The following is a 24,081-nucleotide window of genomic DNA, read 5'->3' as shown; positions in this document are numbered from 1 at the left end:
GCGCGTCTAGGATGAGGCCATTCCAGTCCACGACCAGGATCACGCCATGCCGACTCGCCGCCGCTTTCTTCTGACCGGCACCGCGGCCGCCGCCTCAGTGCTCGCGCTGTCGGGCCGCTTCCGCGCCCTCGCGGGCACGCCGCCGCAGCGTGCAATGCAGGCTTTGCCGCCGGAGCGCTTCGAGATCGTCCACAGCGACGACGAATGGCGCCGCGTGCTGCACCCCGCACAATTCGACGTGCTGCGCCGCGAGGGCACCGAGCGCCCCTACACCAGCCCGCTGAACGACGAACATCGCGCGGGCACCTTCAGTTGCGCGGGATGCAGGCTCGCGGCGTTTTCGTCGCGGACCAAGTTCGAGAGCCACACCGGCTGGCCGAGCTTCTGGGCGCCGCTCGACCACGCGGTCGCCACGCGTCAGGACGGCTCGTTCGGCGTGTTGCGCACCGAGGTGCATTGCCGGCGCTGCGGGGGCCATCTCGGCCACGTATTCGACGACGGCCCGAAGCCCACCGGTCTGCGCTATTGCATGAACGGCGTGGCGATGACATTCACTCCCGGCGCCGCCTGACGCGCTGCTACCCGAAACCTTTCTACGCGAGCTCATCATGTTGCTGATCGTGTTGGCCTATCTCGGCGGCGCGCTGACGATTCTCAGCCCGTGCATCCTGCCGGTCCTTCCCTTCGTGTTCGCGCGGGCGGATCAGTCCTTCGTGCGTAGCGGGCTGCCCCTGCTCGCCGGCATGGGCCTGACATTCGCGGGCGTCGCGACACTCGCCGCCGTGGGCGGCGGCTGGGTGACGCAGGCGAACCAGTATGGCCGCTGGGCCGCGATCGCGCTGCTTGCCGTGTTCGGCCTGACGCTGCTGCTGCCGCGCCTCGCCGACCGTGTGATGCATCCGCTGGTCACGCTGGGCAACCGTCTGACGGCGTACGCCGAGCATGGCGACGGCAAGCCTGGCATCGGCGGCTCGGTGCTGCTCGGCATCGCGACGGGCCTGCTGTGGGCGCCCTGTGCCGGCCCGATCCTCGGCCTCGTGCTGACCGGTGCTGCGCTGCATGGCGCAAGCGTAGGCACGACCCTGCTGCTGCTCGCCTATGCGGCCGGCGCGGCGACTTCGCTGGCGGTGGCGCTGCTGATCGGCGGAAGGGTGTTTGCGGCCATGAAGCGCTCGCTCGGCGCCGGCGAATGGGTGCGGCGCGGGCTCGGCGCAGCGATGCTGCTCGGCGTGGTCGCGATCGGGCTCGGCCTCGACACGGGCGCGCTCGCCCGCGTCTCGACCGTGGCCACCGCAGGCATCGAACAGCAGCTCGTCGACAAGCTCTCGAAGGGCAATGGCGCCATGATGATGTCGGCGCAAAAACCTGCTCCCGTCCAGAAACAGGACGCCGGCGAAGCCCCGCAGGCGATGATGCGCGCCAGCACTGGCATGCAAAAAACCGCGGCATCGGCCCTGCCGGTAGAAGGCACGCTGCCGCCGCTGGATGGCGCGGTGCAGTGGCTCAATTCGCCGCCGCTGACGCGTGAAGCGCTGCGCGGCAAGGTGGTGCTGGTCGATGTCTGGACCTATTCGTGCATCAACTGCCTGCGCACGCTGCCGTATCTGAAGACGTGGGCGCAGAAGTATCGCGACCAGGGACTCGTGGTGATCGGCGTGCACGCACCGGAGTTCGCTTTCGAGCGCAACATCGACAACGTGAAGAAGGCGACGCACGATCTCGGCATCGACTATCCGGTGGCGATCGACAACAACTACGCCATCTGGCGTGCGCTGGACAATCAATACTGGCCGGCTCATTACTTCGTCGATGCCAACGGCAAGATCCGCTATCACCATTTCGGCGAAGGCGACTACGCGGAGTCCGAGCATGTCATTCAGGAGCTGCTCGCCGAAGCAGGACATGGCGCGCCGCCGTCCGCTGCCATGACCGCGGCCCCGCAGCACGACGCCGCCATCGGCCAGGGCGCGATGATGCAGGCCGACAACGCCGACATGCGCTCGCCGGAAACCTATATCGGCTACGAACGGGCCGCGCAGTTCATGTCGCCCGGCGGACAGACGCCGGACCGCCTGCACGACTACGCCGCGCCCAAGGCACTCGATGTCAACGACTGGGGCCTCGGCGGCGCGTGGAAAGTGGGTGCGGAGCATGCCACATTGGAAGGCGCGTCGGGGCGCATCGTCTACCGGTTCCATGCGCGCGACCTGCATCTCGTGCTCGGGCCGTCGAAGGATGGCAAGCCGGTGCGCTTCCGCGTGAGTATCGACGGCGCAGCGCCAGGCGCGGCGCACGGCAGCGACATCCAGGCAGACGGCAGTGGTACCGTGAAGGAACAACGCCTGTACCAGCTCGTGCGGCAGACCGGTCCGGTTGCGGATCGCACGTTCACCATCGAATTTCTCGATCCGGGCGTCGAGGCTTACGCGTTCACGTTCGGTTGATTCCCGCATCAGCGGATGCAGCGTGTGTCATCAGGAGCAGTCCATGTTGAAAACCAGCAAGTCTTTCAAGGCCGCGAGCGTGGCGGTGCTGTTCGCCGGCGCGTTTGCGTTGCAGCGCGTCGCGCATTCGAGCGAGGAAGCGGTGAAGATCCCGCCGCCCGCTCACGACGAGACCGCCGGCGCGGTACATAACGAAACCGCCGTGTTCGCCGGCGGTTGTTTCTGGGGCGTGCAGGGCGTCTTCCAGCACGTCCGCGGCGTCAAGGAAGTGATGTCGGGTTATGCCGGCGGCGCGGCGAACACGGCACAATACGAGCGCGTGAGCGAAGGCGATACGGGTCACGCGGAATCCGTGCGCATCACGTATGACCCGGCGCAGGTCAGCTACGGCAAGCTGCTGCAGATCTTCTTTTCGGTCGCGCACAATCCGACTGAACTCGACTATCAAGGCCCCGACCACGGCACGCAATACCGCTCGGCAGTGTTCCCGACGAATGCGGCGCAGCGCGAGATTGCCACCGCGTATATCGCGCAGCTCGACCGCGCGCATGCTTATGGCGGCAAGATCGTGACGCGAGTCGAGGACTACAAGGGCTTCTATCCCGCCGAGGGCTATCACCAGAACTATTTGACGGAGCACCCGGAAAGCCCGTATATCGCGATCAACGATCTGCCCAAGGTAGGCAACCTCAAGCAGATGTTCCCGGGTGTCTGGCGTCAGGACGCGGTGCTGGTGACGGTCGCGTCCAGGTAGGCGTCGAGGATGGCGAGCGCCTCGGGCAGGTTGCGACGACCGAAGCCGAGGCGCACGTGCGCATCGCCGTGATCGATGAGCGTGGACGGCAGCAGCAGCACGCCGGTCTGTTCGAGCAGTTCGGAGCAGAAGCGCGCGGCATCGCCCTGCTTCAGACGCACGAAGCCGATCGTCCCCGCGCGCGGGCGATGCCATTCGACACGTTGCGCATGACGCGGGAAGAAGTCGTCGAGCAGCCGGAGATTGCCGCGCACGATCTCCAGGTTGCGTGTCAGCAGCGCGTCGCTGTGGCGCACGGCAAGCGTGGCCAGATATTCGCTCGGCGCGCTGTTGCTGATGGTGAGATAGTCCTTGAACGTGCTCATGCGTTCGAGCACCTCGGCGCTGCGCGTCGCGATCCAGCCAGCGCGGAGGCCCGCCAGTCCGTGCGTCTTCGAAAGCGCGCCGAGCGATACGGCGCGTTCATAAACGTCACAGGCGGCGGGCAGGCGATCGGCGGAATCGTGCTCCAGCCCGCGATACACCTCGTCGCTGAAAAGCCATAGCCCGCGCCGCCGGGCGAAATCGACGATCTGTTCGAATGCTTCGCGCGACGGCAGATAGCCCGTCGGATTGTGCGGCGCGCAGATCACGAGCGCGCGCGTAGCGGGCGTGACGAGCGTCTCCAGTGCGTCGATATCGGGCGCCCAGCCATGCGTCTCGCTCGCCATCCACGCCGACACTTGCACGCCTGATGCCTCCGCCACCGAATAATGCGATTGATAGCCCGGCATCTGGACGATCACGTGGTCGCCCGGCGCGAGCATCGACTTCATGAACGAATAGATGGCTTCCTGCGCGCCCGTATGCACGATGATCTGGTCCGCACTCACGCTCTCATACAGCGTTGCCAGTTCACGGCGCAATGCCGGCGCGCCGGGATACTCGGTATAGCCGAGCCAGGTGTCGCGGAGTCCGTCGAGTGCGTCCGGTTCGAAGTCGAGCAGTTCGCCGACCGACATCGATTCCGGATCTGAACTGCACAGCAAATGGCGCGCGGTGAACTCGTGTTGCGCGAAGTAGCGTTCCAGCTTGAATGGCGTCGGTTGCATGATGCGTGGCTTGATCAGGTTTGAATAAAGCCGTAGTCTGCGCGTTCGACGCACCTTCACAAAGCTAATGTTTCTAATCCCGATCAAGGAACGCTAATGCTCGACTATGCCCTTCTGAATGCGCTGCTGGCCGTTGTCCGCACAGGTTCGTTCGAACGTGCCGCGCGCGAGCTGAGTGTCACCCCCTCGGCGGTATCGCAACGGGTGAAGCTCCTCGAAGAGCGCGTCGGCAGTCTGCTGGTACGGCGCGGACAGCCCTGCGAGGCTACCGCGTCCGGTGCCTTGCTATGCCGTCACACGGAACGCGTCCAGTTGCTCGAGGCGGAACTCGGCGGACGCATGCCGGCCCTGCCCGGTGTGTCGGGCGAGCGACGTGCGCGGCTGCGCATCGCCGTGAACGACGACAGCATGAGCACATGGTTCCTCGCGGCGGCTGCGGAGTTTTGCGTCGAGCGGGAGGTGCTGCTAGATCTCGTCGTCGACGATCAGGATCACACGGCGCAACGCATCCGTGACGGCGATGTACAAGGCGCGGTCACCACGCTGGCCGAGCCCGTGCCCGGCTGGCGTTCGATCAAACTCGGACGCATGCGCTATAGCGCGGTCTGCGCGCCCGCCTATTTCGCGCGGCATTTTGCGCACGGTCTTACACGCGATGCCTTGCGTCAGGCCCCGTGCGTGAATTTCAACGACAAGGATGAATTACAGCGGCGTTTCATCCGGCGCGTGACGCGCGCGGACATCCATCCACCCGCTCACGTCGTGCCGCACGGCGCGGGCTTCGTGAGCGCGTGTACCGCGGGCATGGCCTGGGGCATGTGCCCGCGACGGCTTATTGCCCGCGAACTGGAAAGCGGCGAGCTGGTGGAGATGTCGCCGGGCGTGCGCTTCGATGTCGATCTGCACTGGCAAAGCTGGCGCCTGGCGGTCGGCTGGCTGGACGACTTCAGCGCGATGCTGAAGCGCCATGCCAGGCTGTTGCTCGACTGAGAGGCGCTTGCGAGACGCTCAGCGCTCCAGCGTGTCAAAGGAATCCACGCGATCCTTGTAGAAAGCGAGATGGTCTTTGATCGTCGCGACCGCTTCATAGGGTGTCTCGTAGGTCCACACCGCATTGGCTGACTTCTGTCCACCCGCAGTGATGCTGTAATAGCTGCACTCGCCTTTGTAAGGGCAATAGGTGGTGTGCGCGGTGCGTTCGAGTTGCGCCATGTCCACGTCCTTGCGCGGCACATAGAGCACTTCGGGATAGGTACTCTCACGCAACGAGAGCGCTTCGGTTGTGTCCGCAATCACGCGGCCGCCAGCCTTCACCACCACGCGCGAAGGACTGCGTTCGATAGTGATCGGATGATCAGGTCCAGGAATCTTTACGGCTTTGTCCATGAGTCTCGGCCTCTCGACGCGCGCCCAATGCGCGCAAACGAATCGATGGTAGCGCCCTCGCGCGATGCTTGCACAAACGACGAAAGCGCAGCCGCGTTTCCGCGATTGCGCTTTGCTTGCCAGCCCCGCTGAGGGGCTATAAAGGATCAGCGGCCGAAATAGACCGGCTTGGTGCCGTCGTTGTCCATCGGGGGCATCGAGCGCATGCCGGCCGCTGACGTGCCCGCCCGCGCGCCGCCGTATGCGTTCGTGTCGGCGTTATAGGCGTTGCCGTTCTGGCGCTGCACACGGCCCTCCGCGGCCTGGATATCCTGCGGATATGAAGTCTGATCCGACTTCGACGGATCGTAGCCCGCAGCTTCCACCTGTCGCAGGTCCTGCTTCACCTGGGCGCGCGTCACGGTCGAATCGGACTGTGCGAATGAAAGGGCCGGCGCCACCACAACGGCGGCTACGGCCACGGCCTTGATCAAGGATTTCATGGTGATCCTCCGGTATGTAGACATCGCGCAGAGATTTTTCTGCGCGTGCTTCATACTCAGCATCGGCCGTGCCAGACCGCCAGGGAAACCCCTAGGCCCTCTTGCTTTCAATCAGCCTGACAAGCGTATGCAGTACGCGATTGGCCGGGGTCGGCACACCGTGCGCCTCGCCGCGCCGCACGATCAGACCATTCAGATGGTCGATCTCGCTGAGCTTGCCGCGCGCGAGATCCTGCGCCGTGGACGAGAACTGGTTCGGCATGGTGTCCGCGATGCGGCTCACCGCGGCATCCACGTCGCCCGGAATGATGACGCCTTCAGCCTTTGCAACGGCCAGACATTCATCCACCACGTCGCGCATCGTGCGCGTGACGCCCTCGCCCTGAACCAGCTTTCCATAAGGCAGTTGCGTGATGGCCGAGAGCGCGTTGTAAGCGCAGTTCAGCACGAGCTTGGCCCAGAGCGCGCCGCGTACGTTGTCGGAGATTTCAGTGGGCACACCCGCTTCGATGAATGCGCGTGCCACGTCCTCGCTTCGCGTCGATGGCTCGATCACGAGTTCACCACGGCCGTGATGCCGGATATGTCCGGGACCGGCCATTTCGGACGCGACGTACACCACGGCGGCCGCCGCTTCCTGCGGCAGTATCTCGCGCAGACGCGCTGCATTCTCGACGCCGTTCTGCAGCGAGAGCAACAGCGCGTCGCGTTCGAGATGCGGAGCAAGTGCGCGAGCGGCGCTCTCGGTATCAGTGGACTTCACGCAGAAGAGCACGAGATGCGCGCCCTTCACCGCGCTCGCCTGCGTGCTGGCCGAGACGTGCACGCGCTCGTCGAACTGCTGCGTATCGAGCCGCAGTCCTTCACGTTCGATCGCCTCCACATGGTGTGGCCGCGCGATCAGCACGACCTCGTGACCCGCGCGCGCCAGCATGCCGCCGTAATAACAGCCGACCGCGCCCGCGCCCATCACTGCGACTTTCATATCGCCTTCTCCTGATTGCATGGCGTTGTAGTGGCTCGCCACGGTAACACAGCGAAGCGTCCGTCCCTTGCGTCACGAGAGCGAAGATGCGCAAACGCTTGCGCCTGTCGAAGCAAATCGCGTCATGTTGGCTATCGCCGCAATTTTGTGTGCGGACGCACCATAGTCAGTCGAATTCGCGGTGAACCATATTGTTAAATCAGGCCATACGGATATACGCTTCTTTCAGTGGATTAACGATGCCGTCCGCACCGGAGCCGAGCGCCAGAATCTGGACGCATTCGGAAGCGCATCGTCGACAGTGATCCCGGGGATCAATACACGGCAGGCCGCAGGGCAGGCACGTCGCGGGCGCATGGAAGCGCATGAAGGCGCGAGGTGCACGCTGCCGGAATTCGAAAAGGCGCGGAACAACCGTTCGGGGATGAGCGGCCGGAAGCCTTGAAGCGTGGGCGATTTCACGAGAACAAAAAACATGAATCATGGTTATGAAGCATCGCTCGTCAAGCGCGTGGTGAATCAACTCGTCGCAAGCATCGTGAACGGTGAATATCAGGACCATGTCCTGCCGCCGCAAGTGCTGCTTTCGAAGAAGCACGGCGTGAGCCGCACCATCATGCGCGAAGCGCTGAGCGTGCTGATCTCGCGTCGCATGCTCGATGTGCGGCCGAAGACCGGCACGCGCATCAAGCCGGTCAGCGAGTGGCTCGTGATGGATGCCGAGGTCGCCGAATGGCGTCTGCGCGTCCAGCCCGATCCGGACTTCGTGCGCCGCCTGATGGAGTTCCGCACGCTGGTGGATCCACCCGCGGCAGCGCTGGCCTCGACCCGTGCAAACCGCCATCAGCGCATTGCCATCAACGGGGCGTTTCAGAAGCTCCTGCACACGAGCCCGACCGAGCCGCTGCAGTCCACGGCGGAGGATGCGTTGCAGGCGGCCATCGTCGACGCGAGCGGCGACGAGTTGCTGCGGCAGATGGGTTGTGTCGTGCGCATCGGCATCAAGACGATGAAGGCGACGCTGCGCACGCAGCCGCATGCGCTGCCGCGCGTCTCTGAGAGTCAGCTCGGCGAATATGGCCGCCTCGTGCGCGCGATCGAACTCAACGACAGCGATGCCGCACGCGAAGCGATGACCCAGGTGCTCGCGCGCAGTGCTTCGCTGTGGACGGAAGAGCTGGTCTGACGTCCTGCTTCAAGCTGCTTTCTTCTGCACTGCCGCAAAGCTGCTCCTGCAAGCCGGGAGCGCATCTTGCGCGCCTCCGTGCGTCACGGGCGGCGCTTTCGCCTCGCATGCGCCGTTCGCGTGACTACAATGAGTGAAGCCCCAGGTGACGCCCCGCGTGCGAGCATGCATGCGCGTCCGTCCTGCGGCGCGCTCGTGCGTTGACCTACGTTCAAGACACGGAGGCAGGAATGGCAGAGCTCGACAAGGAACAGGTCGTCGGCGTCCTGAACCGGATTCTCGAATCCGAACTCGCAGGCGTCGTGCGCTACACCCACTACTCGTTTCTGGTGTTCGGCTTCGGCCGTATTCCCATTGTGTCGTGGTTGCGCGCGCAAGCCGACGAGTCGCTGATGCATGCGCATCAGGCCGGCGAATGGATCACCACGCTGGGCGCGTATCCGTCGCTGACGATTGGACCGCTGCTCGATACCCACACATTCGATATCACGACGATCCTGCGCGAATCGCTCCAGTCCGAGCAGGTGGCGCTGGGTCACTATCGCGAATTGCTTCGGATCGTGGAAGACCGGTCGGTCGCACTGGAAGAGTATGCGCGACAGATGATCCAGGTCGAAGAGCTGCATGCGGGCGAAGTCGACAAGATGCTGCGTCGGCCCGGCGAAGTCGATACCGCGCCCGAACGCCGCACCGGTCACAACTGATCGCCACGCTGCACAAGCAAAAAGCGCCGGCGCCGCTCGTTGCGGCCCGGCGCTTCATCGACGCGAAGCGAACGACGCTTACTTCGGCTGCGCGACCGTGCGCAGATAAGGCTTCAGTGTCTTGAAGCCATCCGGGTACTTCTTCTTCGCATCGTCGTCCGATACCGACGTGGGAATGATCACGTCATCGCCCGGCTTCCAGTTCACCGGCGTGGCCACCGCATGCTTCGCGTTGACCTGCAACGCATCCAGCAAACGCAGCACTTCGTCGAAGTTGCGGCCCGCGCTCATCGGATACGTGAAGGTGGCCTTCACCTTCTTGTCCGGACCGATCAGGAACACGGCGCGAATCGTTGCATTGTCGTTGGCGGTGCGCGGGCTGCCGCCGCTCGCGTTCGGATGGATCATGTCGTAGAGCTTCGCGACATTCAGGTCCGCGTCGCCGATCATCGGATAGTTGACCGCGCTGCCCTGCGTTTCCTCGATATCCTTCGCCCATTGCGCGTGATTCGTGACGGGGTCGATGGAAAGACCGATGACCTTGGTATTGCGCTTGTCGAATTCGGGCTTGAGTTTGGCCATGTAGCCGAGCTCGGTGGTGCAGACCGGTGTGAAGTCCTTCGGATGCGAGAACAGGATCGCCCAGTGGTCGCCAATCCACTCGTGAAAGCGAATCGTGCCTTCGGTCGTTTCCGCCGTGAAATCGGGCGCTTCATCACCAATGCGAATAGCCATATCTAATCTCCACATATAGAAAGAACCGGTGAACATTCCGCATGGGGCAGGAATGGTTTCCGGGTTGAAAACACTGAAAGTGCAACAGTCACGCCGATTATAGAGCGCGACGCCGGGCACGCGCTTCCGGCTTCCAAAGCCCTTGCACGCCGTGTGGCCTTGTCGCGCTGCGGTTCGACGTGAACACCCGTTACGCTGCGGCACGTTTCCTGCTGCCTTCGTGCTGTTTTGCAGACCTGCCGACGAGGCGTCGCTCGAATTCGACGGTGAAATCTGCTATTACGGAACGACGTGGTAACAAGAAGAAGTGGCAGGACCGCGCAAGATCCCGCATTCGAACAGGCGGACAGCCTTCGCCGTGCCACGTGGCGCGGCCGCCCTGCCGCCGCACAGGAGGCGATCGTGACCGTCATGCAAAGAAAATCCATCGCTACGCTGCAGGACGAAGCCGACGCGACCGATGACGCCCTTCAGGAACACGGCGGCCACGCGCTGAAACGTTCGCTCAGTTCGCTGGACGTCGTGATGCTGGGCATAGGCTGCATCATCGGCGCAGGCATCTTCGTGCTGACGGGCCATGCGGCGGCCACCAATGCCGGTCCGGCGATCATTCTATCCTTCGTGCTCGGCGCGATCGTCTGTGCGCTGGCGGGACTCTGTTACGCCGAGATGGCCTCCACGGTGCCGGTATCCGGCAGCGCCTATACCTATGCCTACGCGACGATGGGCGAACTCATCGCCTGGCTCATCGGCTGGGATCTGATACTCGAATATGCAGTGGGCGCGACGACTGTTGCAATCGGCTGGTCCGGTTATGTCGTGAGTTTCCTGCATTCATTCGGCGTCGACGTACCGGCGCAATTTGCACAGGCGCCGTTCTCGTATGAACCGGGACACGGCTGGAGCCATGCCGGCGGCGTGCTCAACATCCCGGCCATGGTGATCGTCGGACTGATCACCCTGCTGCTCGTGTTCGGCATACGCGAGTCGGCGCGCGTGAACAGCTTCATCGTGCTCATCAAGGTGCTGATCGTGCTGGCTTTCATCGGCGCCGGCATCGCTTACGTGGATACCGGCCACTGGGTTACCGCGAAGAACCCGACCGGCGCGTTCATTCCGCCCAATACGGGTGAATCCGGCGTGTTCGGCATGAGCGGCGTGTTGCGCGGCGCGGCGGTGGTGTTCTTTGCCTATATCGGTTTCGATTCGGTGTCGTGCGTCGCGCAGGAGACCAAGAACCCGAAACGCGACATGCCCATCGGGCTGCTCGGCTCGCTCACCATCTGCACGATTCTCTACGTGCTCGTCGCCTATGTGCTCACGGGCATCGTGCCCTACGACAAGCTCAATGTGTCGGACCCGATCGCGGTGGGCGTCGATGCCATCGGCATGCGCTGGCTCTCGCCCATCGTCAAGCTCGGGGCGATCTTCGGCCTGACCTCGGTGATCCTCGTGCTGCTGCTGTCCCAGCCGCGCATCTTCTATTCGATGTCGAGAGACGGCTTGCTGCCGCCGTTCGCATCGAAGATTCATCCGCGCTTTCACACGCCCTACATCACGACGATCATCACCGGCCTCATCGTGATGGTGCTCGCGGGATTGCTGCCCATCGGGCTGGTTGGCGAACTGGTGAGCATTGGGACGCTGTTCGCCTTCATGGTGGTCTGCATCGGCGTGCTGGTGCTGCGTATCACGCAGCCCGAGCTCAAGCGCTCGTTCAGGACGCCGGCGGTGTATGTGGTCGCGCCGCTGGGCGCGTTGTCGTCGCTGTTCCTGATGTCGGGGCTGCCCGCCGATACGTGGATCCGGCTCGTGGTGTGGATGGCGATCGGCGTCGTCATCTATTTCGTGTACGGCATCCGTCACAGCAGACTGCGCGATCAGCGCGACGGGCAGCCGGCGCGTCGCTGATACGTCAGATGTGAAAGAGCCGCCTGATCAGGCGGCTCCATCTTTCCAAGCGTCGAAAGCGCTCAGTACATGGCGTAAATGAAGTTCGACACCTGCTGAGTTTCCTCATCCGTGGCGCGCAGTTCACCCGCCATACTGCGCCATTCTGCTTCGAGCGCCGCGAGCGAGTCGAGCCCCTGGCGCCTCCAGATGTCCACGAGCGAGGCGATCATGTCGTCCTCGCTCACGATGGGCTCCGGCTCGAAGACATCCTGCAGATAGGACGCGCAGTCAGCGTCGAAGGCCGTGGGAATGAAGCCTTCGACTTCGGGCTTCAAGGGCGCGAGCCGTGTGGCGAAGAACTGGTTCAGGTCGGCATCAGTCAAGTTCATACTCCTTCTTCCAGGATTCATCCATCTCGACCGCAGCCTGCTCGTCGCGATAGAGAATGTAGTTGCCCAGCACGAGCGCGTCGATCTCGGTGCGCATGAAACAACGGTAAGCGTCCTCCGGCGTGCACACAATCGGCTCGCCGCGCACGTTGAACGACGTATTCACGAGCACCGGGCAGCCGGTGAGTTCATCGAATGCGCGCAGCACGGAGAACATGCGTGGATTCACATCGTGCGTCACGGTCTGGATGCGCGCGCTGTAGTCGACGTGCGTGATCGCGGGCACGTCGCTGCGCACCGCATTGACGATCTCCAGCATGTCCTCCGGATCCGCGGCGTCCTTCGGCGTGACGCGATGCGTCTCTTTCACCGGCGCGACCAGCAGCATGTAGGGACTGTCCGCGTCGATATCGAAATAGTCGGCTGCGCGCTCCTTCAGCACGATGGGCGCGAACGGGCGGAACGACTCGCGAAACTTGATCTTCAGGTTCATGCGCGACTGGGTATCGGCGGCACGCGGATCCCCGAGGATGGAACGTGCGCCCAGCGAACGCGGGCCGAACTCCATGCGCCCCGAGAACATGCCGACGATCTTCTCCTGCGCCAGCAGCGACGCCACCTGCTGCGCGCCCTCTTCGCCTTCCGGCAGCGCATGAAACACCGCGCCCTGACGCTGCATGAAGGAGAGGATTTCATCGTCGCGATACGCCGGTCCGATGAAACTCCCGCTTTGTGAATCGCCATGCGGTGCGACTTCGGGACGCGTTCCGCCGAGCACGTTGAAGTCGGCGAGATAGGCCGCGCCAATGGCGCCGCCTGCGTCTCCGGCGGCGGGCTGAATCCAGATCTCGTCGAAAATGCCTTCGCGCAGGATCTTGCCGTTGGCGACGCAATTGAGCGCCACGCCACCCGCGAGACACAGCTTGCTTGCGCCGGTGAGTTGCCTCAGCCCGACACACAGCTTCACCATGACTTCCTCGGTGACCGCCTGGATCGATGCCGCGAGGTCCATCTCGCGCCGCGTGATGCGCGATTCGGGCGTGCGCGGCGGACCGCCGAACAGGTCATGAAAGCGTGCGTTGGTCAGCGCAAGGCCGCGATGGAAGTCAAAGTAATCGAGATCGAGACGGAAGGAGCCGTCTGCCTTGATATCGATGAGATGCTGGCGAATCTTGTCGGCATAGACCGGCTTGCCATAGGGCGCGAGGCCCATCAGCTTGTATTCGCCGCTGTTGACCTTGAAGCCGCAATAGAACGTGAAGGCGCTATACAGCAGCCCGAGTGAATGCGGATAGCGGATTTCCTTCAGGATATCGAGCTTCGAACCGCTGCCGAAGCCGAGACTGGTCGTCGACCATTCGCCGACGCCGTCCACGCACAACACCGCCGCTTCCTGGAACGGCGAAGGAAAGAACGCCGACGCCGCATGCGAATAATGATGTCGCGAGAAATAGATCGGCACGTCGTCGCACGCGAGCATTGCGCGGATCTGTTCCTTGAAGTACGGCTTGACGCCGAAGAAGGACTTGACCGCTTTCGTGAAGAAGGCCTGCGACTCGGGCGCGAAGGCAATCGACGAGCGAATGATGCGGTCCGCGGTCAGCGCCGGATCGTCATAGAACGCAATGGCCGAGAGATCCGTGCCGTCGATCTCCGCCTCTTCGAGACAGTAGTTGATCGCGCCCGCCGGAAAGCCCGGATCGTGGCGCTTGCGCGTGAAGCGCTCTTCCTGCGCCGCTGCGACGATCTCGCCGTCCTTGAGAATCGCCGCCGCCGAGTCGTGATAAAACGCCGAGATGCCGAGTACGTAGCGTGCCATTGTCGTTATCCGATGATGTTTCGAAGCTGATTGGCCAAGGCTTCCCCCACCGCCCGATGCGCGGGCGGTGTCATGTGCACGTCGCCGCGAAAGCGGAAGCCCCGGCGCGTCTCGTCGTCGAACTTCCACAGGTCGTCCACGACGTGATGCACCGGCGCGCCGCACTCGGCCGCCAGTTCGTCGAAACGCTTGCGCACGTTCGCATAACTCGCCGTCTTCTCGACGTATTGATACACCGGCAGCACGGCGATCAGCACCGGCACCTTCACTTCGGCGCGCCAGTGCAGCAGGATCGCGCGCAGCAGCTTCCACGCGTGGCTGTCGGGCGAATCGTATTCGGGCACGGGCTGGAAGCGCGTGAGCTTCTGCACCTTGTCCTTGAACTCCGGCCCCATGCCGTTCACCATCTGACGCGCCTTGGAGAACAGGCCGCCGCCGGGCGCCGGCGTCTGATCCGCCTCGCGATGAAACGGCTGCGGCACAGGCACGCCCTGCAGGTCAATCGCGCCACAGTCCGACAGCTCGAACCACGGCTTCGGCACATAGAGCGGCGCGCCCTCGCGGTCCGACCATTCACGATGCTTCAGGACATTGCGCTGGATGTTCTCCACCAGCACGCTGATGACGACGGCATCGAACTCGATCTTCTTCGCGAACTCGCGATACACCAGATATTGCTGGTCCGTGCCGCTGCCAGACAGGCCGAAGTTGAGCACTTCCGTGTCGGGCAGGTTGTCTTCCAGTACGTCGGAATAGCGCTTGCCGTTGCTGACGCCGTCGCCGGCCGTGAAGGAATCGCCAAAGACCAGCACGCGGCGCGCGTGGCTCTTCTGCGGTGTGGCTTCGTGATTGCAGCGGAAGCCCGCGCCGTTCGTCTTGACGAGATAGCCGCCGCCCTCATGCGGGATCCGCAGCTTCAAACCTGGCACGAAGCGATAGCCGAACATCTCGTCGTACTGCATGAGCTGGCGGTGCAAGGGCGGCGCTTCTGCGCGTGCATTCATCGATCTCTCCGGTTCGCCCGTGGGGCGTCATTGCTTATCCCGCGACGGCCAGTTCGCCCGCGCGCACACCGTTCACGACTTCCGCCACGCCATCGACATAGACGTGACGCGGACTCGATGACGCAAGCAGATGCGCGAAGCCCGCGCTGCCCTCGCCGCCTTGCCATGCGTGCGGCCGGTCATACAGGCACAGATCGGCGCGCATGCCCACGGCAAGCGAGCCGAGATCGCGCAAGCCGAGCGCGCGCGCCGCGCCGTGCGTGAGCGAGTCGATCCACGCATCGCAAGCGGCGGCCGGACAGGCGCCCATCTCTTCCGCGCCCTGCGCGAGCCGGTGCAGCGCGGCGGCATCGAACGAGCAGGCCAGCGCGCGGGCGTTGAGCCAATGTGCCCAGATTCGATGCTCGACCAGCGAGGCCCGCACGAGCGGCGCACCGCACACGAGATTCACATCCGTTTCCGCGATGAACGCCGCGTCCTGGCGCGACACGTCGGCGGGACCGAACAGCGTGGTCTCGCGGCTCAGGATCGACAGGTAGGACAGCAGCCCGACCTCGGTGAAGTAGCGCGTCTGCCGATACTCGCGCTCGTCGTCATGCGAAGGACACAGCTTCACGCACAGGCGCTTGCGCAGACGCTCCGCCGCCGACGCTACCGCAAGCAGCGACGCAGCCGACCAGATGCGCGCGGGCACCACGGCGGGCAGGAGCATGCAGCGCGGATCGGGTGTGTCGAACGAGGCGTGCAGGTCGGCTTGCGGCGGCTCGTCGAGTTCGACGTAGATCAGCCGGCGCAGGCCGCCGCTACCCGCGAATGCGCAGGCATCAGGAAAACCGCGCTGGAACGAGCCGGCGGTGGTGATGCCGTGCGTGAGAAGCAGATTCGAGTGCTCGGGCCATGCGCCGGGCGCGATGCCCGCGTCGGCGTCGATGAGGCCGGGGACGCAGACGAGATCGCCGGCGTCGAAACGGTCCGTGCGTACGGACTCGCGCGGGGCAAGAATCCGTGCGATGCGATCGCCGTCTATCTCCAGGTCGCCGCGCACGAAACGGTGCGTGAGCGAATCGAAATACCACGCATCGGACAGCACCCACTGATTCGCATGGCACGCAAGCTGATCCAGCGCATTCATCTCGGCCCCCGTGTGCGTCATGCCGAGTCCCGGATGCGACTGTCCAGGCAAGAATCGGCACGCACGACGACTGTCCTCGCGCGGCGCACATGCGCCTGTCCGCGATGGCTTCGGTTCAGAATAGAAGTGCTATCCGGCGCGCGCCGCGGGTCTTGCGCGGCGCTTTCCTCGCGTACTGCGGCGGGTTTTGCGTTTGCGAATCCGCGCAGCTTTCCGGAGTGAAAACATTTTCTTCAGCGCGTTGACGGGCCGATGTGCGGAAAGCCACAAAGCCGCAAGCGGCTCAAAGCGTGCCGCTTGACCCGGTGCGATGCATCATGATCGTGCAGAGCGCCTGTTCATGGGGCTTCCGGGCGCTTTCAAGGTGCGTTTTCAGCGCCGTTTTTGTGCATCGCGCCAGCCGGCCGTGGCCGATAGGCGCTATGAAATGGCCGCTGCGCGACCCCGCTTGAACGCCGGCTTTCATTCCGCCGCGCGCCGGGATTCGTGTTCGCGCGCTTCTTCGGGACTTTCGTAGATATACGGCGCAAGTCCGCGGCGCTTCAGCGCATCGCCCAGCTTGAGGCGCAGGAAACTGCTGGTGGTGTAGCGCGTTACGCGCTCGTACAGCGTGTTGACCAGACGCGTGACCATCTCCGAATAGGCGTCGAGCATGTCGGGACGGATCGAGAAGTTGTCGTAGTTCACGATGGCATGCGGACGCGCCCTCGCGCCGCTCAACTGCTTCTCGACTTCGCGCTGGATCGCCTCGACGTCGCTTGCATTCTGCACTTCGTGTCCTTCGAAATTGATGAAGAACAGATTCTTCTCCGCGTCGTAACTGAAGCGTTCCGACAGATCCAGCCGCAGCAGGAGCGTGCGCAAGCCCATCGGTGCATCGCGAAAGATGCGTTCGTCCATCAGGCGCGGCGGCGGGTCCATCAGCGGGGCGAACCCCATCCTTGCGACGATGTCCCGCTCGATATCCACACCCGGCGCCACTTCTGTCAGCCGCAGCCCGTGTTCCGTGAGTTCGAACACGCAGCGTTCGGTGATATAGAGCACGGTCTGGCCGCGCTCGGCGGCGTACCGGCCACTGAAGGTACGGTGCTCCACCGCGTCCACGAACTTGACGCAATCGCCGTCGCGATGGATGCGCAACTGGCCGTCTTCTATCGCGAGATCCAGCTTGCCCGCATTGAAGGTGCCGACGAACACCACTTTCTTCGCGGCCTGGCTGATGTTGATGAACCCGCCCGCGCCCGCCAGCTTGGGGCCGAACTTGCTGACGTTCAGATTGCCTTCGCGGTCGGCCTGCGCGAGACCGAGGAACGCGATGTCGAGACCGCCGCCGTCATAAAAGTCGAACTGATAGGGCTGGTCGATGATCGCCTGCGTGTTGGTGGCCGCGCCGAAGTTGAGGCCGCCCGCCGGAATGCCGCCGATCACGCCCGGCTCGGTGGTCATCGTGAAAAGGTCGATGACCTGCTCTTCGTTCGCGACGCTCGCGATGCCCTCCGGCATGCCGATGCCGAGATTCACGACGCTGTTGGCCATCAATTCGAACGCGGCGCGGCGGGCGATGATCTTGCGTTCGGTGAGCGGCATCGGCGGCACCGAACTCGCGGCCACGCGCAGTTCGCTTGCGAATGCCGCGCTGTAGGGCTCGCCGAAGGTTTGCCAGTGATGGTCCGGCCGCGCGAGCACGACGCAATCCACCATCACGCCGGGGATCTTCACCTGACGCGAATTGAGCGTGTTGGATTCCGCCAGCCGCTCGACCTGCGCGATCACGATGCCGCCCGAATTGCGCGCGGCCATCGCGATGGACAGCGCTTCCAGCGTCAGCGCTTCTTTTTCCATCGTCACGTTGCCGTTGAGGTCGGCGGTGGTGCCGCGCACGATCGCGACATCGATCGGGAAGGTCTGGTAGTACAGGTACTCGATGCCGTCGATGGGCATGAGCCGCACGATGTCTTCGGTGGTGCGTGCGTTCAGCTTGCCGCCGCCGTGACGCGGATCGACGAAGGTACCGAGACCGACGCGCGAGAGCTGACCGGGACGATGCGCGGCGATGTCGCGGAACAGCTGCGAAATCACGCCTTGCGGCAGGTTGTAGGCTTCGATCCGGTTGTCGATGGCGAGCTTCTGCAAGCCCGGCACGAGCCCCCAGTGCCCGCCGATCACGCGCTTGACCAAGCCTTCGTGCGCCAGATGGTTGAGGCCCTTTACCCGGCCATCGCCCTGGCCCGCCGCATACACCAACGTCAGGTCCGCAATGGGCTCGGCGCTCTCGCGAAAGCGTTCTTCCAGCGCCAGCGCCACTTCCTCGGCAAAGCCGATGCCGACGAAGCCGCTCGTCGCGAGGGTATCGCCGGAACGGATCAGCCGCACGGCCTCGTGCGCCGACACGATCTTGCCGCGCTCGACGAGCCGTGCGGTGGAAGGAAACGGCTGGCGGGTCGGCGGGCTGCTGGCGGTCATGGCGTCTCCTGGTTGACGTGATCTGGTGTGCGTCGAGTGCATGCCTCGTGAAGTCTGACCTGATCCGGACGTGCCTGCCTGTGTGGGGCGCCCGCAAATCAGCCGATTTCCGCCGTCATATCTCGACGCGCGCGCCCAGTTCGATCACGCGATCGGCGGGCAGGCGCAGGTAAGCCGCGACATTGCCCACGTTGTGCAGCATGACCGCGAAGAGCCGCTCGCGCCATAACGCCATGCCCTGGCCCGGCGTCGGCACCACGGTTGCGCGGGACAGGAAATAGGAGATCGTCGCGCGATCGAACTTGAGCCCCGACGGACGGCACTTCTCCAGCGCGGCGGGCAGGTCCACTTCGTCCTTGAAGCCATAGTTCACGGTCAACTGGAAACAGCCGTCGCCGAGCGGCTGCAACGAGACGCGGCGCCCTTCCTCGACCCACGGCACCGGCGCGGTCGCGACGGTCAGGAAGACCGTGTGTTCGTGCAGCACGCGGTTGTGCATCAGATTGTTGAGCAGCGAATGCGGCACGCCGTTCGGATCGTTCGACATGAAGATCGCCGTGCCCTCCACGCGCGCCGGCGCCTGCGCATGCAGATTCGACAGAAACTGCTGCAGCGGCATCGTGCCCGCGCGCACGCGCGCTTCCTGCACCATCAGTTGGGCGCCGCGTCCCCAGGTGGCCATGATGGTGAACATCACGAGGCCGATTGCCACCGGAAACCAGCCGCCCTCCGCGATCTTGAGCAGGTTCGCCGAGAAGAACATGGCGTCGATCACGAAGAAGAACGCGGTCGCGAAGAGGCACAGGGCCCAGTTCAAATGCCACGCATAGCGGATCACGAAGAAGGTCAGCACGGTGGTGATGAGCATCGTGCCCGTCACGGCGATGCCGTACGCGGAGCCGAGCGCCGTCGACGAGCCGAAGCCCAGCACGGCGGCCACCACCGCCAGCAGCAAGGTCCAGTTGATGCCCGGCACATAGATCTGGCCGATCTCCCGCGCAGAGGTGTACACGACGCTCATGCGCGGCAGGAAGCCGAGCTGCATGGCCTGCTTGGTCATCGAATACGTGCCGGAAATGACCGCCTGCGAGGCGATGACGGTCGCGATGGTCGACAGCACCACCATCGGATACAGCATCCACGATGGGAACATCCGGTAGAACGGATTCTGCAGCGCCGTTGGATCGGCAATCAGCAGCGCGCCCTGACCGAGATAATTGAGCGCGAGCGCCGGAAAGACCACCGCGAACCAGGTAAGGCGGATCGGCAGTGCGCCGAAGTGACCCATGTCGGCATAGAGCGCTTCGGCGCCAGTCAGCGAGAGCACCACGGCGCCGAGCGCCACGAACGCGAGCCAGCGATGATGCACGCAGAACGCCAGCCCTTCGAGCGGATCGAGCGCGGCGAGAATCTTCGGCATGGCCACGATGTTCACGACGCCCGACACGGCCAGAATCACGAACCACAGCACCATGACCGGCCCGAACACCGCGCCGATGCCCGACGTGCCGTGCTTCTGCATCAGGAACAGCGCGACCAGCGCGACGAGCGTCACGGGCACGACATAGGGCTGCAGGCCGGGCGCGGCAACTTCGAGCCCTTCCACTGCGCTGAGCACCGAGATCGCCGGCGTGATGACGCCGTCGCCATAGAACAGTGCGGCGCCCATCACGCCGATCAGCAACAGCGCCTGCTTGAGGCGCTTCTTCGATTCGACCGACGACGCCGCGAGCGCGAGCAGCGCCATGATGCCGCCTTCGCCGTGGTTATTGGCGCGCAGGATCAGCGTGACGTATTTGAGCGAGACGATCAGTGTGAGCGACCAGAAGATCAGCGAGACGATGCCGATGACGTTGGCTGGCTGCAAGGCGAGCCCGCCTGCGGGATCGAACACGGTTTTGAGGGTGTACAGCGGGCTCGTGCCGATGTCGCCGTACACGACGCCGAGCGCCGCCAGCGAGAGCCCCGCCCACGCCGCGCGGCCGTGCGAACCGGACGCGTGCGGGTCGCCGGCCGGCATGCCGGGTGCAGTCGATCCCATGATTCCTCCCTGCGTTTTACGGGCCGCAGCGCGTGCGGCGGCCGATTTGTCAGAGGATGAGCGTCTGCCTTGTCTCGATAGCAGTATAGGGACGGTTGCGGGCTTGTGTTCGTGTTCGTGCTGGTGTTCGTGCTTGTGTTCGGGTTAGTGCGGTGCAACTCAGGCGTAGCGGATCTGCGCGACGGCGCGCAGGTCGTCGGCGCTTGCCGTGCCGTAGCCGAAGAACTCGAGATAGGCGGGAATCATTTCGAACAGCATGTCGGTGCCTACTTGCACCTTGCAGCCTTTGTCCATGGCCGCACGCAGCAGCGGCGTGTATTCCGACTTCATCACCACTTCGCCGACGAAGGTAGAAGGCGCGATGCGGTCGATATCGAACGGCAGGGGATCGCCCTCTTTCATGCCGAGCGGCGTCGCGTTGACGATCACGTCGAAACCGGCGGGGTCTTTGGTGTCGGTGCGCACGGTCAGCTGCGGATAGTGTTCACGCAGCCGCGACGCGAGTCCTTCCACCGATGCCGTGTTCATGTCGAAGACCGCCAGTTCGGCAACACCGGCGGCGGCGAGTGATGCGGCAATCGGCGAACCGACGCCGCCGCTGCCCAGCACCAGCACGCGCGCCCCGTCGAGCTTGCAACCCTTGCGTTCGACGCCGCGCACGAAGCCCGCGCCGTCGAACTGATCGCCCAGCAAGGTGCCGTCCGGGCGCTTCAGGATGGCGTTGCACGCGCCGGCGATGCGCGCGGTCGGGCTGACTTCATCCATCAGGCCGAGGGTCGTGATCTTGTGCGGCATCGTAACGAGCGCGCCGCGAATGTTGGTGAGCTTGAACAACTGCGGCAGGAAGGCGACGAAATCGTCCGGTTTGACACCCATCGGCATGACGACTGCATCGATGCCCTGCTTGTCGAACCACGGGTTGTAGATCATCGGCGCCTTGAAGGCTTCGGTCGGGTAGCCGAGATGGGCGATGAGAGTGGTCTTGCCGCTGATCATGGCTGCTCCTTGCGCAAAGGTAGGCACCGCGGAAAGCGCGTGCCTCCTCCATGATAGTGCGGTTCGCCAGGATCAGTGGCTCGCGCCGAGGTAGGCCGCCTTGACCGAGGGGTCGTTGCGCAACTGCTCCGCCGGGCCATGTGTGGCGACCCGGCCGTTTTCCAGCACGTAGCCGTAGTCGGCCACGTTGAGCGCGGCCGCCGCGAACTGTTCGACCAGCAGCATCGTGACGCCGTCCGCCTTCAGGCGCTCAATGATGCGAAAGACTTCGTCGACGAGAATGGGCGCGAGGCCCATCGACGGTTCGTCGAGCAGCACGAGATCCGGGTTCAGCATGATCGCGCGCGCCATGGCGAGCATCTGCTGTTCGCCGCCTGAGAGCGTGCCGGCCAGTTGATGGCGACGTTCCTTCAGCCGCGGGAACAGTTCGATCGCGCGTTCGAGATCGGCGTCCACATCGCCCTTCGGACGCGACCATGTCAGGCGTGGGAAAGCGCCGAGCAGGAGGTTGTCGGTGACGGACATCGTCGCGAAGACGCGGCGGCCTTCGGGAGAATGCGCAAGACCCAGGCGCGCGATACGGTGGGAGTCGAGCGAGTCGATACGCCGGGTGTTGCTGCCGACGCCCATGGTGATCTCGCCGTCGGTCGCCTTGATCATGCCGGAGATGGCGCGCATGGTCGTGGTCTTGCCCGCGCCGTTCGAGCCGATCAAGGTGACGACTTTTGCTTTCGGCACGTGAAGCGAGATGCCGTGCAGGACCTTGACTTTGCCGTAGCCGGCGTGGAGGTTGTTGATGGTCAGCATCGTGGGCGGGCTCTCTTCGTCTTCGGCGCGGGTTGTGCGGTGGGTGCTTTTTTCGGGGTGCTTTTTGCGGTTGCTTTTTCTGATTAGATACCCGTGGTGCGCGCTGGTCTATTAGCAACGGCCCTCGCTTGGATCAGGTGATTGGGTCGCGGATGCGGCGCAGGGCGTCGGTGTCCCATCTGCCCATGTCGATTGCGTGCTGAAGCATGCCGAGGGTCAGGGGTTCTGCAACCCGGTAGTCGACCAGTCCCCGCCTCTTGAACAGCCACTTCGTCAGAATTGGAATTCTGATACTGCGGAACGGATAGTAGCGGTTGTAAGCAAAATCGCCCCAGTCGATAGCAAAGCGTTCGAAATATTCCGCAAGTAGGTCCTCTATGTCCTCCGGCGCCATCTGAAGATCTTCTTCCAGCCGGTCACTCAGTTTGAATGGCTGGCGTTTTGGGTTACAGCCGTAATTTTGAATCAGCGCCTCAAAATCAGGCGAGAGTGCTAATGGTTGCGTCATTGCATTTGTAGTCAAGAGCTTGGATTGCCGATGCGCCGCAGCGCGTCAGTGTCCCATCTGCCCACGTCGATTGCGTGCTGGAGCATCCCGAGGGTCAGCGGTTCCGCAACCCGGTAGTCGACAATGCCCCATCTCTTGAACTGCCACTTGGTCAGAAACGGAATTCTGATTCCCTGGAACGGGAAGTAGCGATTGAAAGCGAAATCGCCTGGATCGACGGCAAATCGTTCGAAATACTCCACGAAGAAATCCTCTAAGGCTTCGGGGGACATTTCGAGATCTTCCAACAGACTGTGACTCGGCTTGAATAGTGAACATTTTGGATTGTGTCCATGCTTGCGAATCATTCCCTCAAGGTCAGCGGAGAGTGCCAAGGGTTCTGTCATGTGATCGACCTGTGGCGTTCTGCAAGACTTCACGGGCACTTACTCTCTTCGCCGACTCGTCGCAGCTCGTCAGTGTCCCATCTGCCAATATCGATAGCGTGCTGGAGCATTGCGAGAGTCAATGGCTGCGCCTCTTTATAATCGATAACGCCCCACCGTTTGAGCAGCCACTTTGTCAGGAAAGGAATTCTGATTCCGCGGTACGGAAAGTATCGATTGAAGTCGTAATCGCCCAGATCGACGGTGAAGCGTTCGAAATACTCTTCGAGCAGATCCGCCGCCGACTCTGGAAGCATTTCAAGGTCTTCGTCCAGACGGTCACTGAGGACAAGAGGCTGATGACCTGACTTGTAGCCGTGGTTCAAGACGACTGCCTCCAACTCAGCCGAGAGTGCCAAGGGTCGTGTCATTGATTCTGTCCTGCGGTCGAACGAGCGAGTTATAGCGGAGCATGGTTTTTATCTGAATCACAACGAGATCGTAGGCGACGACAGGCATCGAAAGAAAAGGCAGCCATCTACCTACGAAAGCACCGAGATGGCTGGTATGTCTGACTCGCGGCAGTAAGTAGCCCACGAGCGTAGGGAGGCGTTTCTTCATCTTGACATTCAGGAATTCCCGACAGATTACAGAAGCGAGTGATGTTCCTGGAATAGTGCCTTTTGGCTTTAATCGCGTCCCCAGCATTGGCGCGCCCAACACAATCGCAAACACAGCAGCAACCTCAACGACATCGAAGTGCTCGCAGATAGTCTCCACAAGCACGCAGAGATAAAGCTCCTCCTTCGTGAGATCATGCAGGTCCCCATAGCTATACAGGGAGGCCGATAACTCCCCATCGCTAATGAGCGCTTCGTAGCTCACGTCCCACCGCCG

At 63.3% G+C, this 24,081-nt stretch carries 25 protein-coding genes; 8 read left to right on the top strand and 17 right to left on the bottom strand.

Annotated elements, in window-relative coordinates:
* Positions 1–46: 46 nt before the first annotated feature.
* Genes msrB through msrA form a run of 3 tightly spaced genes read left to right on the top strand, consistent with a single transcriptional unit; the run spans position 47 to position 3,198 of the window.
* Entirely contained in the window at positions 47–571 is a 525-nt protein-coding gene (gene msrB / locus QCE88_RS36005; protein WP_309910324.1) for a peptide-methionine (R)-S-oxide reductase MsrB, read from the top strand.
* Positions 572–608: 37 nt separating this feature from the next.
* A complete protein-coding gene (locus QCE88_RS36000) occupies positions 609–2,444 on the top strand; it encodes a cytochrome c biogenesis protein DipZ (protein WP_309910323.1) in 1,836 nt (611 codons plus the stop codon).
* Positions 2,445–2,487: 43 nt separating this feature from the next.
* Positions 2,488–3,198 (top strand): peptide-methionine (S)-S-oxide reductase MsrA, encoded by a 711-nt coding sequence (gene msrA / locus QCE88_RS35995; RefSeq protein WP_309910322.1) that lies wholly within the window; start codon positions 2,488–2,490, stop codon positions 3,196–3,198.
* Here msrA and QCE88_RS35990 read toward each other — a convergent pair.
* On the bottom strand, positions 3,162–4,289 hold the full coding sequence (locus QCE88_RS35990) for an aminotransferase class I/II-fold pyridoxal phosphate-dependent enzyme (RefSeq protein WP_309910321.1): 1,128 nt from the start codon (positions 4,287–4,289) through the stop codon (positions 3,162–3,164). The genes msrA and QCE88_RS35990 overlap by 37 nt on opposite strands.
* A gap of 96 nt (positions 4,290–4,385) precedes the next feature.
* Between QCE88_RS35990 and QCE88_RS35985 the strand changes: the two genes are divergently transcribed.
* Complete coding sequence (locus QCE88_RS35985) at positions 4,386–5,279, top strand: LysR family transcriptional regulator ArgP (protein ID WP_309910320.1); 894 nt, start codon at positions 4,386–4,388, stop codon at positions 5,277–5,279.
* Between the two features lie 18 nt (positions 5,280–5,297).
* On the opposite strand, the gene QCE88_RS35980 is transcribed toward QCE88_RS35985, so the two are convergent.
* The 3 genes from QCE88_RS35980 to QCE88_RS35970 all read right to left on the bottom strand — a co-directional run bounded on the left by QCE88_RS35980 (position 5,298) and on the right by QCE88_RS35970 (position 7,142).
* Positions 5,298–5,675 carry a DUF427 domain-containing protein gene (locus tag QCE88_RS35980; RefSeq protein ID WP_309910318.1) on the bottom strand — a complete coding sequence of 126 codons (378 nt, stop codon included), beginning with the start codon at positions 5,673–5,675 and terminating at the stop codon, positions 5,298–5,300.
* A gap of 146 nt (positions 5,676–5,821) precedes the next feature.
* Positions 5,822–6,157 carry a DUF4148 domain-containing protein gene (locus QCE88_RS35975; protein ID WP_309910317.1) on the bottom strand — a complete coding sequence of 112 codons (336 nt, stop codon included), beginning with the start codon at positions 6,155–6,157 and terminating at the stop codon, positions 5,822–5,824.
* 91 nt (positions 6,158–6,248) lie between these two features.
* Positions 6,249–7,142: a ketopantoate reductase family protein gene (locus QCE88_RS35970; protein WP_309910316.1), complete on the bottom strand. Its 894-nt coding sequence runs from the start codon at positions 7,140–7,142 to the stop codon at positions 6,249–6,251.
* A 181-nt stretch (positions 7,143–7,323) separates the two neighbouring features.
* Between QCE88_RS35970 and QCE88_RS35965 the strand changes: the two genes are divergently transcribed.
* The 3 genes from QCE88_RS35965 to QCE88_RS35955 all read left to right on the top strand — a co-directional run bounded on the left by QCE88_RS35965 (position 7,324) and on the right by QCE88_RS35955 (position 9,032).
* The gene (locus QCE88_RS35965; RefSeq protein WP_309910315.1) at positions 7,324–7,587 is read left to right on the top strand and encodes a hypothetical protein; all 264 of its coding nucleotides are present in this window, start codon (positions 7,324–7,326) and stop codon (positions 7,585–7,587) included.
* Positions 7,588–7,617: 30 nt separating this feature from the next.
* Positions 7,618–8,328, top strand: coding sequence for an FCD domain-containing protein (locus QCE88_RS35960; RefSeq protein ID WP_309910314.1), 711 nt, complete (start codon positions 7,618–7,620; stop codon positions 8,326–8,328).
* A gap of 230 nt (positions 8,329–8,558) precedes the next feature.
* Entirely contained in the window at positions 8,559–9,032 is a 474-nt protein-coding gene (locus tag QCE88_RS35955) for a ferritin-like domain-containing protein (protein WP_309910313.1), read from the top strand.
* A gap of 78 nt (positions 9,033–9,110) precedes the next feature.
* Here the strand turns inward: QCE88_RS35955 and QCE88_RS35950 are convergent, their stop codons facing one another.
* Positions 9,111–9,767 carry a peroxiredoxin gene (locus QCE88_RS35950; protein WP_309910311.1) on the bottom strand — a complete coding sequence of 219 codons (657 nt, stop codon included), beginning with the start codon at positions 9,765–9,767 and terminating at the stop codon, positions 9,111–9,113.
* Positions 9,768–10,178: 411 nt separating this feature from the next.
* Between QCE88_RS35950 and QCE88_RS35945 the strand changes: the two genes are divergently transcribed.
* Positions 10,179–11,678 (top strand): amino acid permease, encoded by a 1,500-nt coding sequence (locus QCE88_RS35945; RefSeq protein ID WP_309911024.1) that lies wholly within the window; start codon positions 10,179–10,181, stop codon positions 11,676–11,678.
* A 62-nt stretch (positions 11,679–11,740) separates the two neighbouring features.
* Here the strand turns inward: QCE88_RS35945 and QCE88_RS35940 are convergent, their stop codons facing one another.
* The 12 genes from QCE88_RS35940 to QCE88_RS35885 form a co-directional block, all read right to left on the bottom strand.
* A complete protein-coding gene (locus tag QCE88_RS35940; RefSeq protein ID WP_309910310.1) occupies positions 11,741–12,043 on the bottom strand; it encodes a hypothetical protein in 303 nt (100 codons plus the stop codon).
* The gene (locus QCE88_RS35935; protein ID WP_309910308.1) at positions 12,036–13,868 is read right to left on the bottom strand and encodes a carbamoyltransferase; all 1,833 of its coding nucleotides are present in this window, start codon (positions 13,866–13,868) and stop codon (positions 12,036–12,038) included. The genes QCE88_RS35940 and QCE88_RS35935 overlap by 8 nt, the downstream gene beginning before the upstream one ends.
* Before the next feature lie 5 nt (positions 13,869–13,873).
* On the bottom strand, positions 13,874–14,872 hold the full coding sequence (locus QCE88_RS35930; RefSeq protein WP_309910307.1) for an SGNH/GDSL hydrolase family protein: 999 nt from the start codon (positions 14,870–14,872) through the stop codon (positions 13,874–13,876).
* A 34-nt stretch (positions 14,873–14,906) separates the two neighbouring features.
* On the bottom strand, positions 14,907–16,025 hold the full coding sequence (locus tag QCE88_RS35925; protein WP_309910305.1) for a hypothetical protein: 1,119 nt from the start codon (positions 16,023–16,025) through the stop codon (positions 14,907–14,909).
* A 441-nt stretch (positions 16,026–16,466) separates the two neighbouring features.
* On the bottom strand, positions 16,467–18,467 hold the full coding sequence (locus tag QCE88_RS35920) for an acyl CoA:acetate/3-ketoacid CoA transferase (protein ID WP_309910304.1): 2,001 nt from the start codon (positions 18,465–18,467) through the stop codon (positions 16,467–16,469).
* Between the two features lie 115 nt (positions 18,468–18,582).
* A complete protein-coding gene (locus tag QCE88_RS35915) occupies positions 18,583–20,508 on the bottom strand; it encodes a potassium transporter Kup (protein ID WP_409018277.1) in 1,926 nt (641 codons plus the stop codon).
* Between the two features lie 159 nt (positions 20,509–20,667).
* A complete protein-coding gene (locus QCE88_RS35910; RefSeq protein WP_309910303.1) occupies positions 20,668–21,504 on the bottom strand; it encodes a ThiF family adenylyltransferase in 837 nt (278 codons plus the stop codon).
* Between the two features lie 72 nt (positions 21,505–21,576).
* Entirely contained in the window at positions 21,577–22,311 is a 735-nt protein-coding gene (locus QCE88_RS35905) for an ABC transporter ATP-binding protein (RefSeq protein ID WP_309838060.1), read from the bottom strand.
* A 133-nt stretch (positions 22,312–22,444) separates the two neighbouring features.
* Complete coding sequence (locus tag QCE88_RS35900) at positions 22,445–22,834, bottom strand: DUF1493 family protein (protein WP_309910302.1); 390 nt, start codon at positions 22,832–22,834, stop codon at positions 22,445–22,447.
* Positions 22,831–23,205, bottom strand: a complete 375-nt coding sequence (locus tag QCE88_RS35895) for a DUF1493 family protein (RefSeq protein ID WP_309910300.1) — start codon at positions 23,203–23,205, stop codon at positions 22,831–22,833. Before QCE88_RS35895 ends, QCE88_RS35900 begins: the two co-directional genes overlap by 4 nt.
* Before the next feature lie 29 nt (positions 23,206–23,234).
* Positions 23,235–23,570 (bottom strand): DUF1493 family protein, encoded by a 336-nt coding sequence (locus QCE88_RS35890; RefSeq protein WP_309910299.1) that lies wholly within the window; start codon positions 23,568–23,570, stop codon positions 23,235–23,237.
* Between the two features lie 16 nt (positions 23,571–23,586).
* A complete protein-coding gene (locus QCE88_RS35885; RefSeq protein ID WP_309910297.1) occupies positions 23,587–24,069 on the bottom strand; it encodes an STM2901 family protein in 483 nt (160 codons plus the stop codon).
* Positions 24,070–24,081: the final 12 nt, after the last annotated feature.

Source organism: Caballeronia sp. LZ035 (assembly GCF_031451175.1).
GTDB lineage: Bacteria > Pseudomonadota > Gammaproteobacteria > Burkholderiales > Burkholderiaceae > Caballeronia.
Note: the sequence above shows the minus strand (reverse complement) of the source record. Positions and strands in the feature narration are given on the sequence as shown.

What these genes read in the sequence shown, in the direction of transcription:
- msrB (WP_309910324.1), top strand. Translation starts at nt 47, where the DNA reads ATGCCGACTCGCCGCCGCTTTCTTCTGACCGGCACCGCGGCCGCCGCC.
- QCE88_RS36000 (WP_309910323.1), top strand. Translation starts at nt 609, where the DNA reads ATGTTGCTGATCGTGTTGGCCTATCTCGGCGGCGCGCTGACGATTCTC.
- msrA (WP_309910322.1), top strand. Translation starts at nt 2,488, where the DNA reads ATGTTGAAAACCAGCAAGTCTTTCAAGGCCGCGAGCGTGGCGGTGCTG.
- QCE88_RS35990 (WP_309910321.1), bottom strand. Translation starts at nt 4,289, where the DNA reads ATGCAACCGACGCCATTCAAGCTGGAACGCTACTTCGCGCAACACGAG.
- QCE88_RS35985 (WP_309910320.1), top strand. Translation starts at nt 4,386, where the DNA reads ATGCTCGACTATGCCCTTCTGAATGCGCTGCTGGCCGTTGTCCGCACA.
- QCE88_RS35980 (WP_309910318.1), bottom strand. Translation starts at nt 5,675, where the DNA reads ATGGACAAAGCCGTAAAGATTCCTGGACCTGATCATCCGATCACTATC.
- QCE88_RS35975 (WP_309910317.1), bottom strand. Translation starts at nt 6,157, where the DNA reads ATGAAATCCTTGATCAAGGCCGTGGCCGTAGCCGCCGTTGTGGTGGCG.
- QCE88_RS35970 (WP_309910316.1), bottom strand. Translation starts at nt 7,142, where the DNA reads ATGAAAGTCGCAGTGATGGGCGCGGGCGCGGTCGGCTGTTATTACGGC.
- QCE88_RS35960 (WP_309910314.1), top strand. Translation starts at nt 7,618, where the DNA reads ATGAATCATGGTTATGAAGCATCGCTCGTCAAGCGCGTGGTGAATCAA.
- QCE88_RS35955 (WP_309910313.1), top strand. Translation starts at nt 8,559, where the DNA reads ATGGCAGAGCTCGACAAGGAACAGGTCGTCGGCGTCCTGAACCGGATT.
- QCE88_RS35950 (WP_309910311.1), bottom strand. Translation starts at nt 9,767, where the DNA reads ATGGCTATTCGCATTGGTGATGAAGCGCCCGATTTCACGGCGGAAACG.
- QCE88_RS35945 (WP_309911024.1), top strand. Translation starts at nt 10,179, where the DNA reads ATGCAAAGAAAATCCATCGCTACGCTGCAGGACGAAGCCGACGCGACC.
- QCE88_RS35935 (WP_309910308.1), bottom strand. Translation starts at nt 13,868, where the DNA reads ATGGCACGCTACGTACTCGGCATCTCGGCGTTTTATCACGACTCGGCG.
- QCE88_RS35930 (WP_309910307.1), bottom strand. Translation starts at nt 14,872, where the DNA reads ATGAATGCACGCGCAGAAGCGCCGCCCTTGCACCGCCAGCTCATGCAG.
- QCE88_RS35925 (WP_309910305.1), bottom strand. Translation starts at nt 16,025, where the DNA reads ATGACGCACACGGGGGCCGAGATGAATGCGCTGGATCAGCTTGCGTGC.
- QCE88_RS35920 (WP_309910304.1), bottom strand. Translation starts at nt 18,467, where the DNA reads ATGACCGCCAGCAGCCCGCCGACCCGCCAGCCGTTTCCTTCCACCGCA.
- QCE88_RS35915 (WP_409018277.1), bottom strand. Translation starts at nt 20,508, where the DNA reads ATGGGATCGACTGCACCCGGCATGCCGGCCGGCGACCCGCACGCGTCC.
- QCE88_RS35910 (WP_309910303.1), bottom strand. Translation starts at nt 21,504, where the DNA reads ATGATCAGCGGCAAGACCACTCTCATCGCCCATCTCGGCTACCCGACC.
- QCE88_RS35905 (WP_309838060.1), bottom strand. Translation starts at nt 22,311, where the DNA reads ATGCTGACCATCAACAACCTCCACGCCGGCTACGGCAAAGTCAAGGTC.
- QCE88_RS35895 (WP_309910300.1), bottom strand. Translation starts at nt 23,205, where the DNA reads ATGACAGAACCCTTGGCACTCTCCGCTGACCTTGAGGGAATGATTCGC.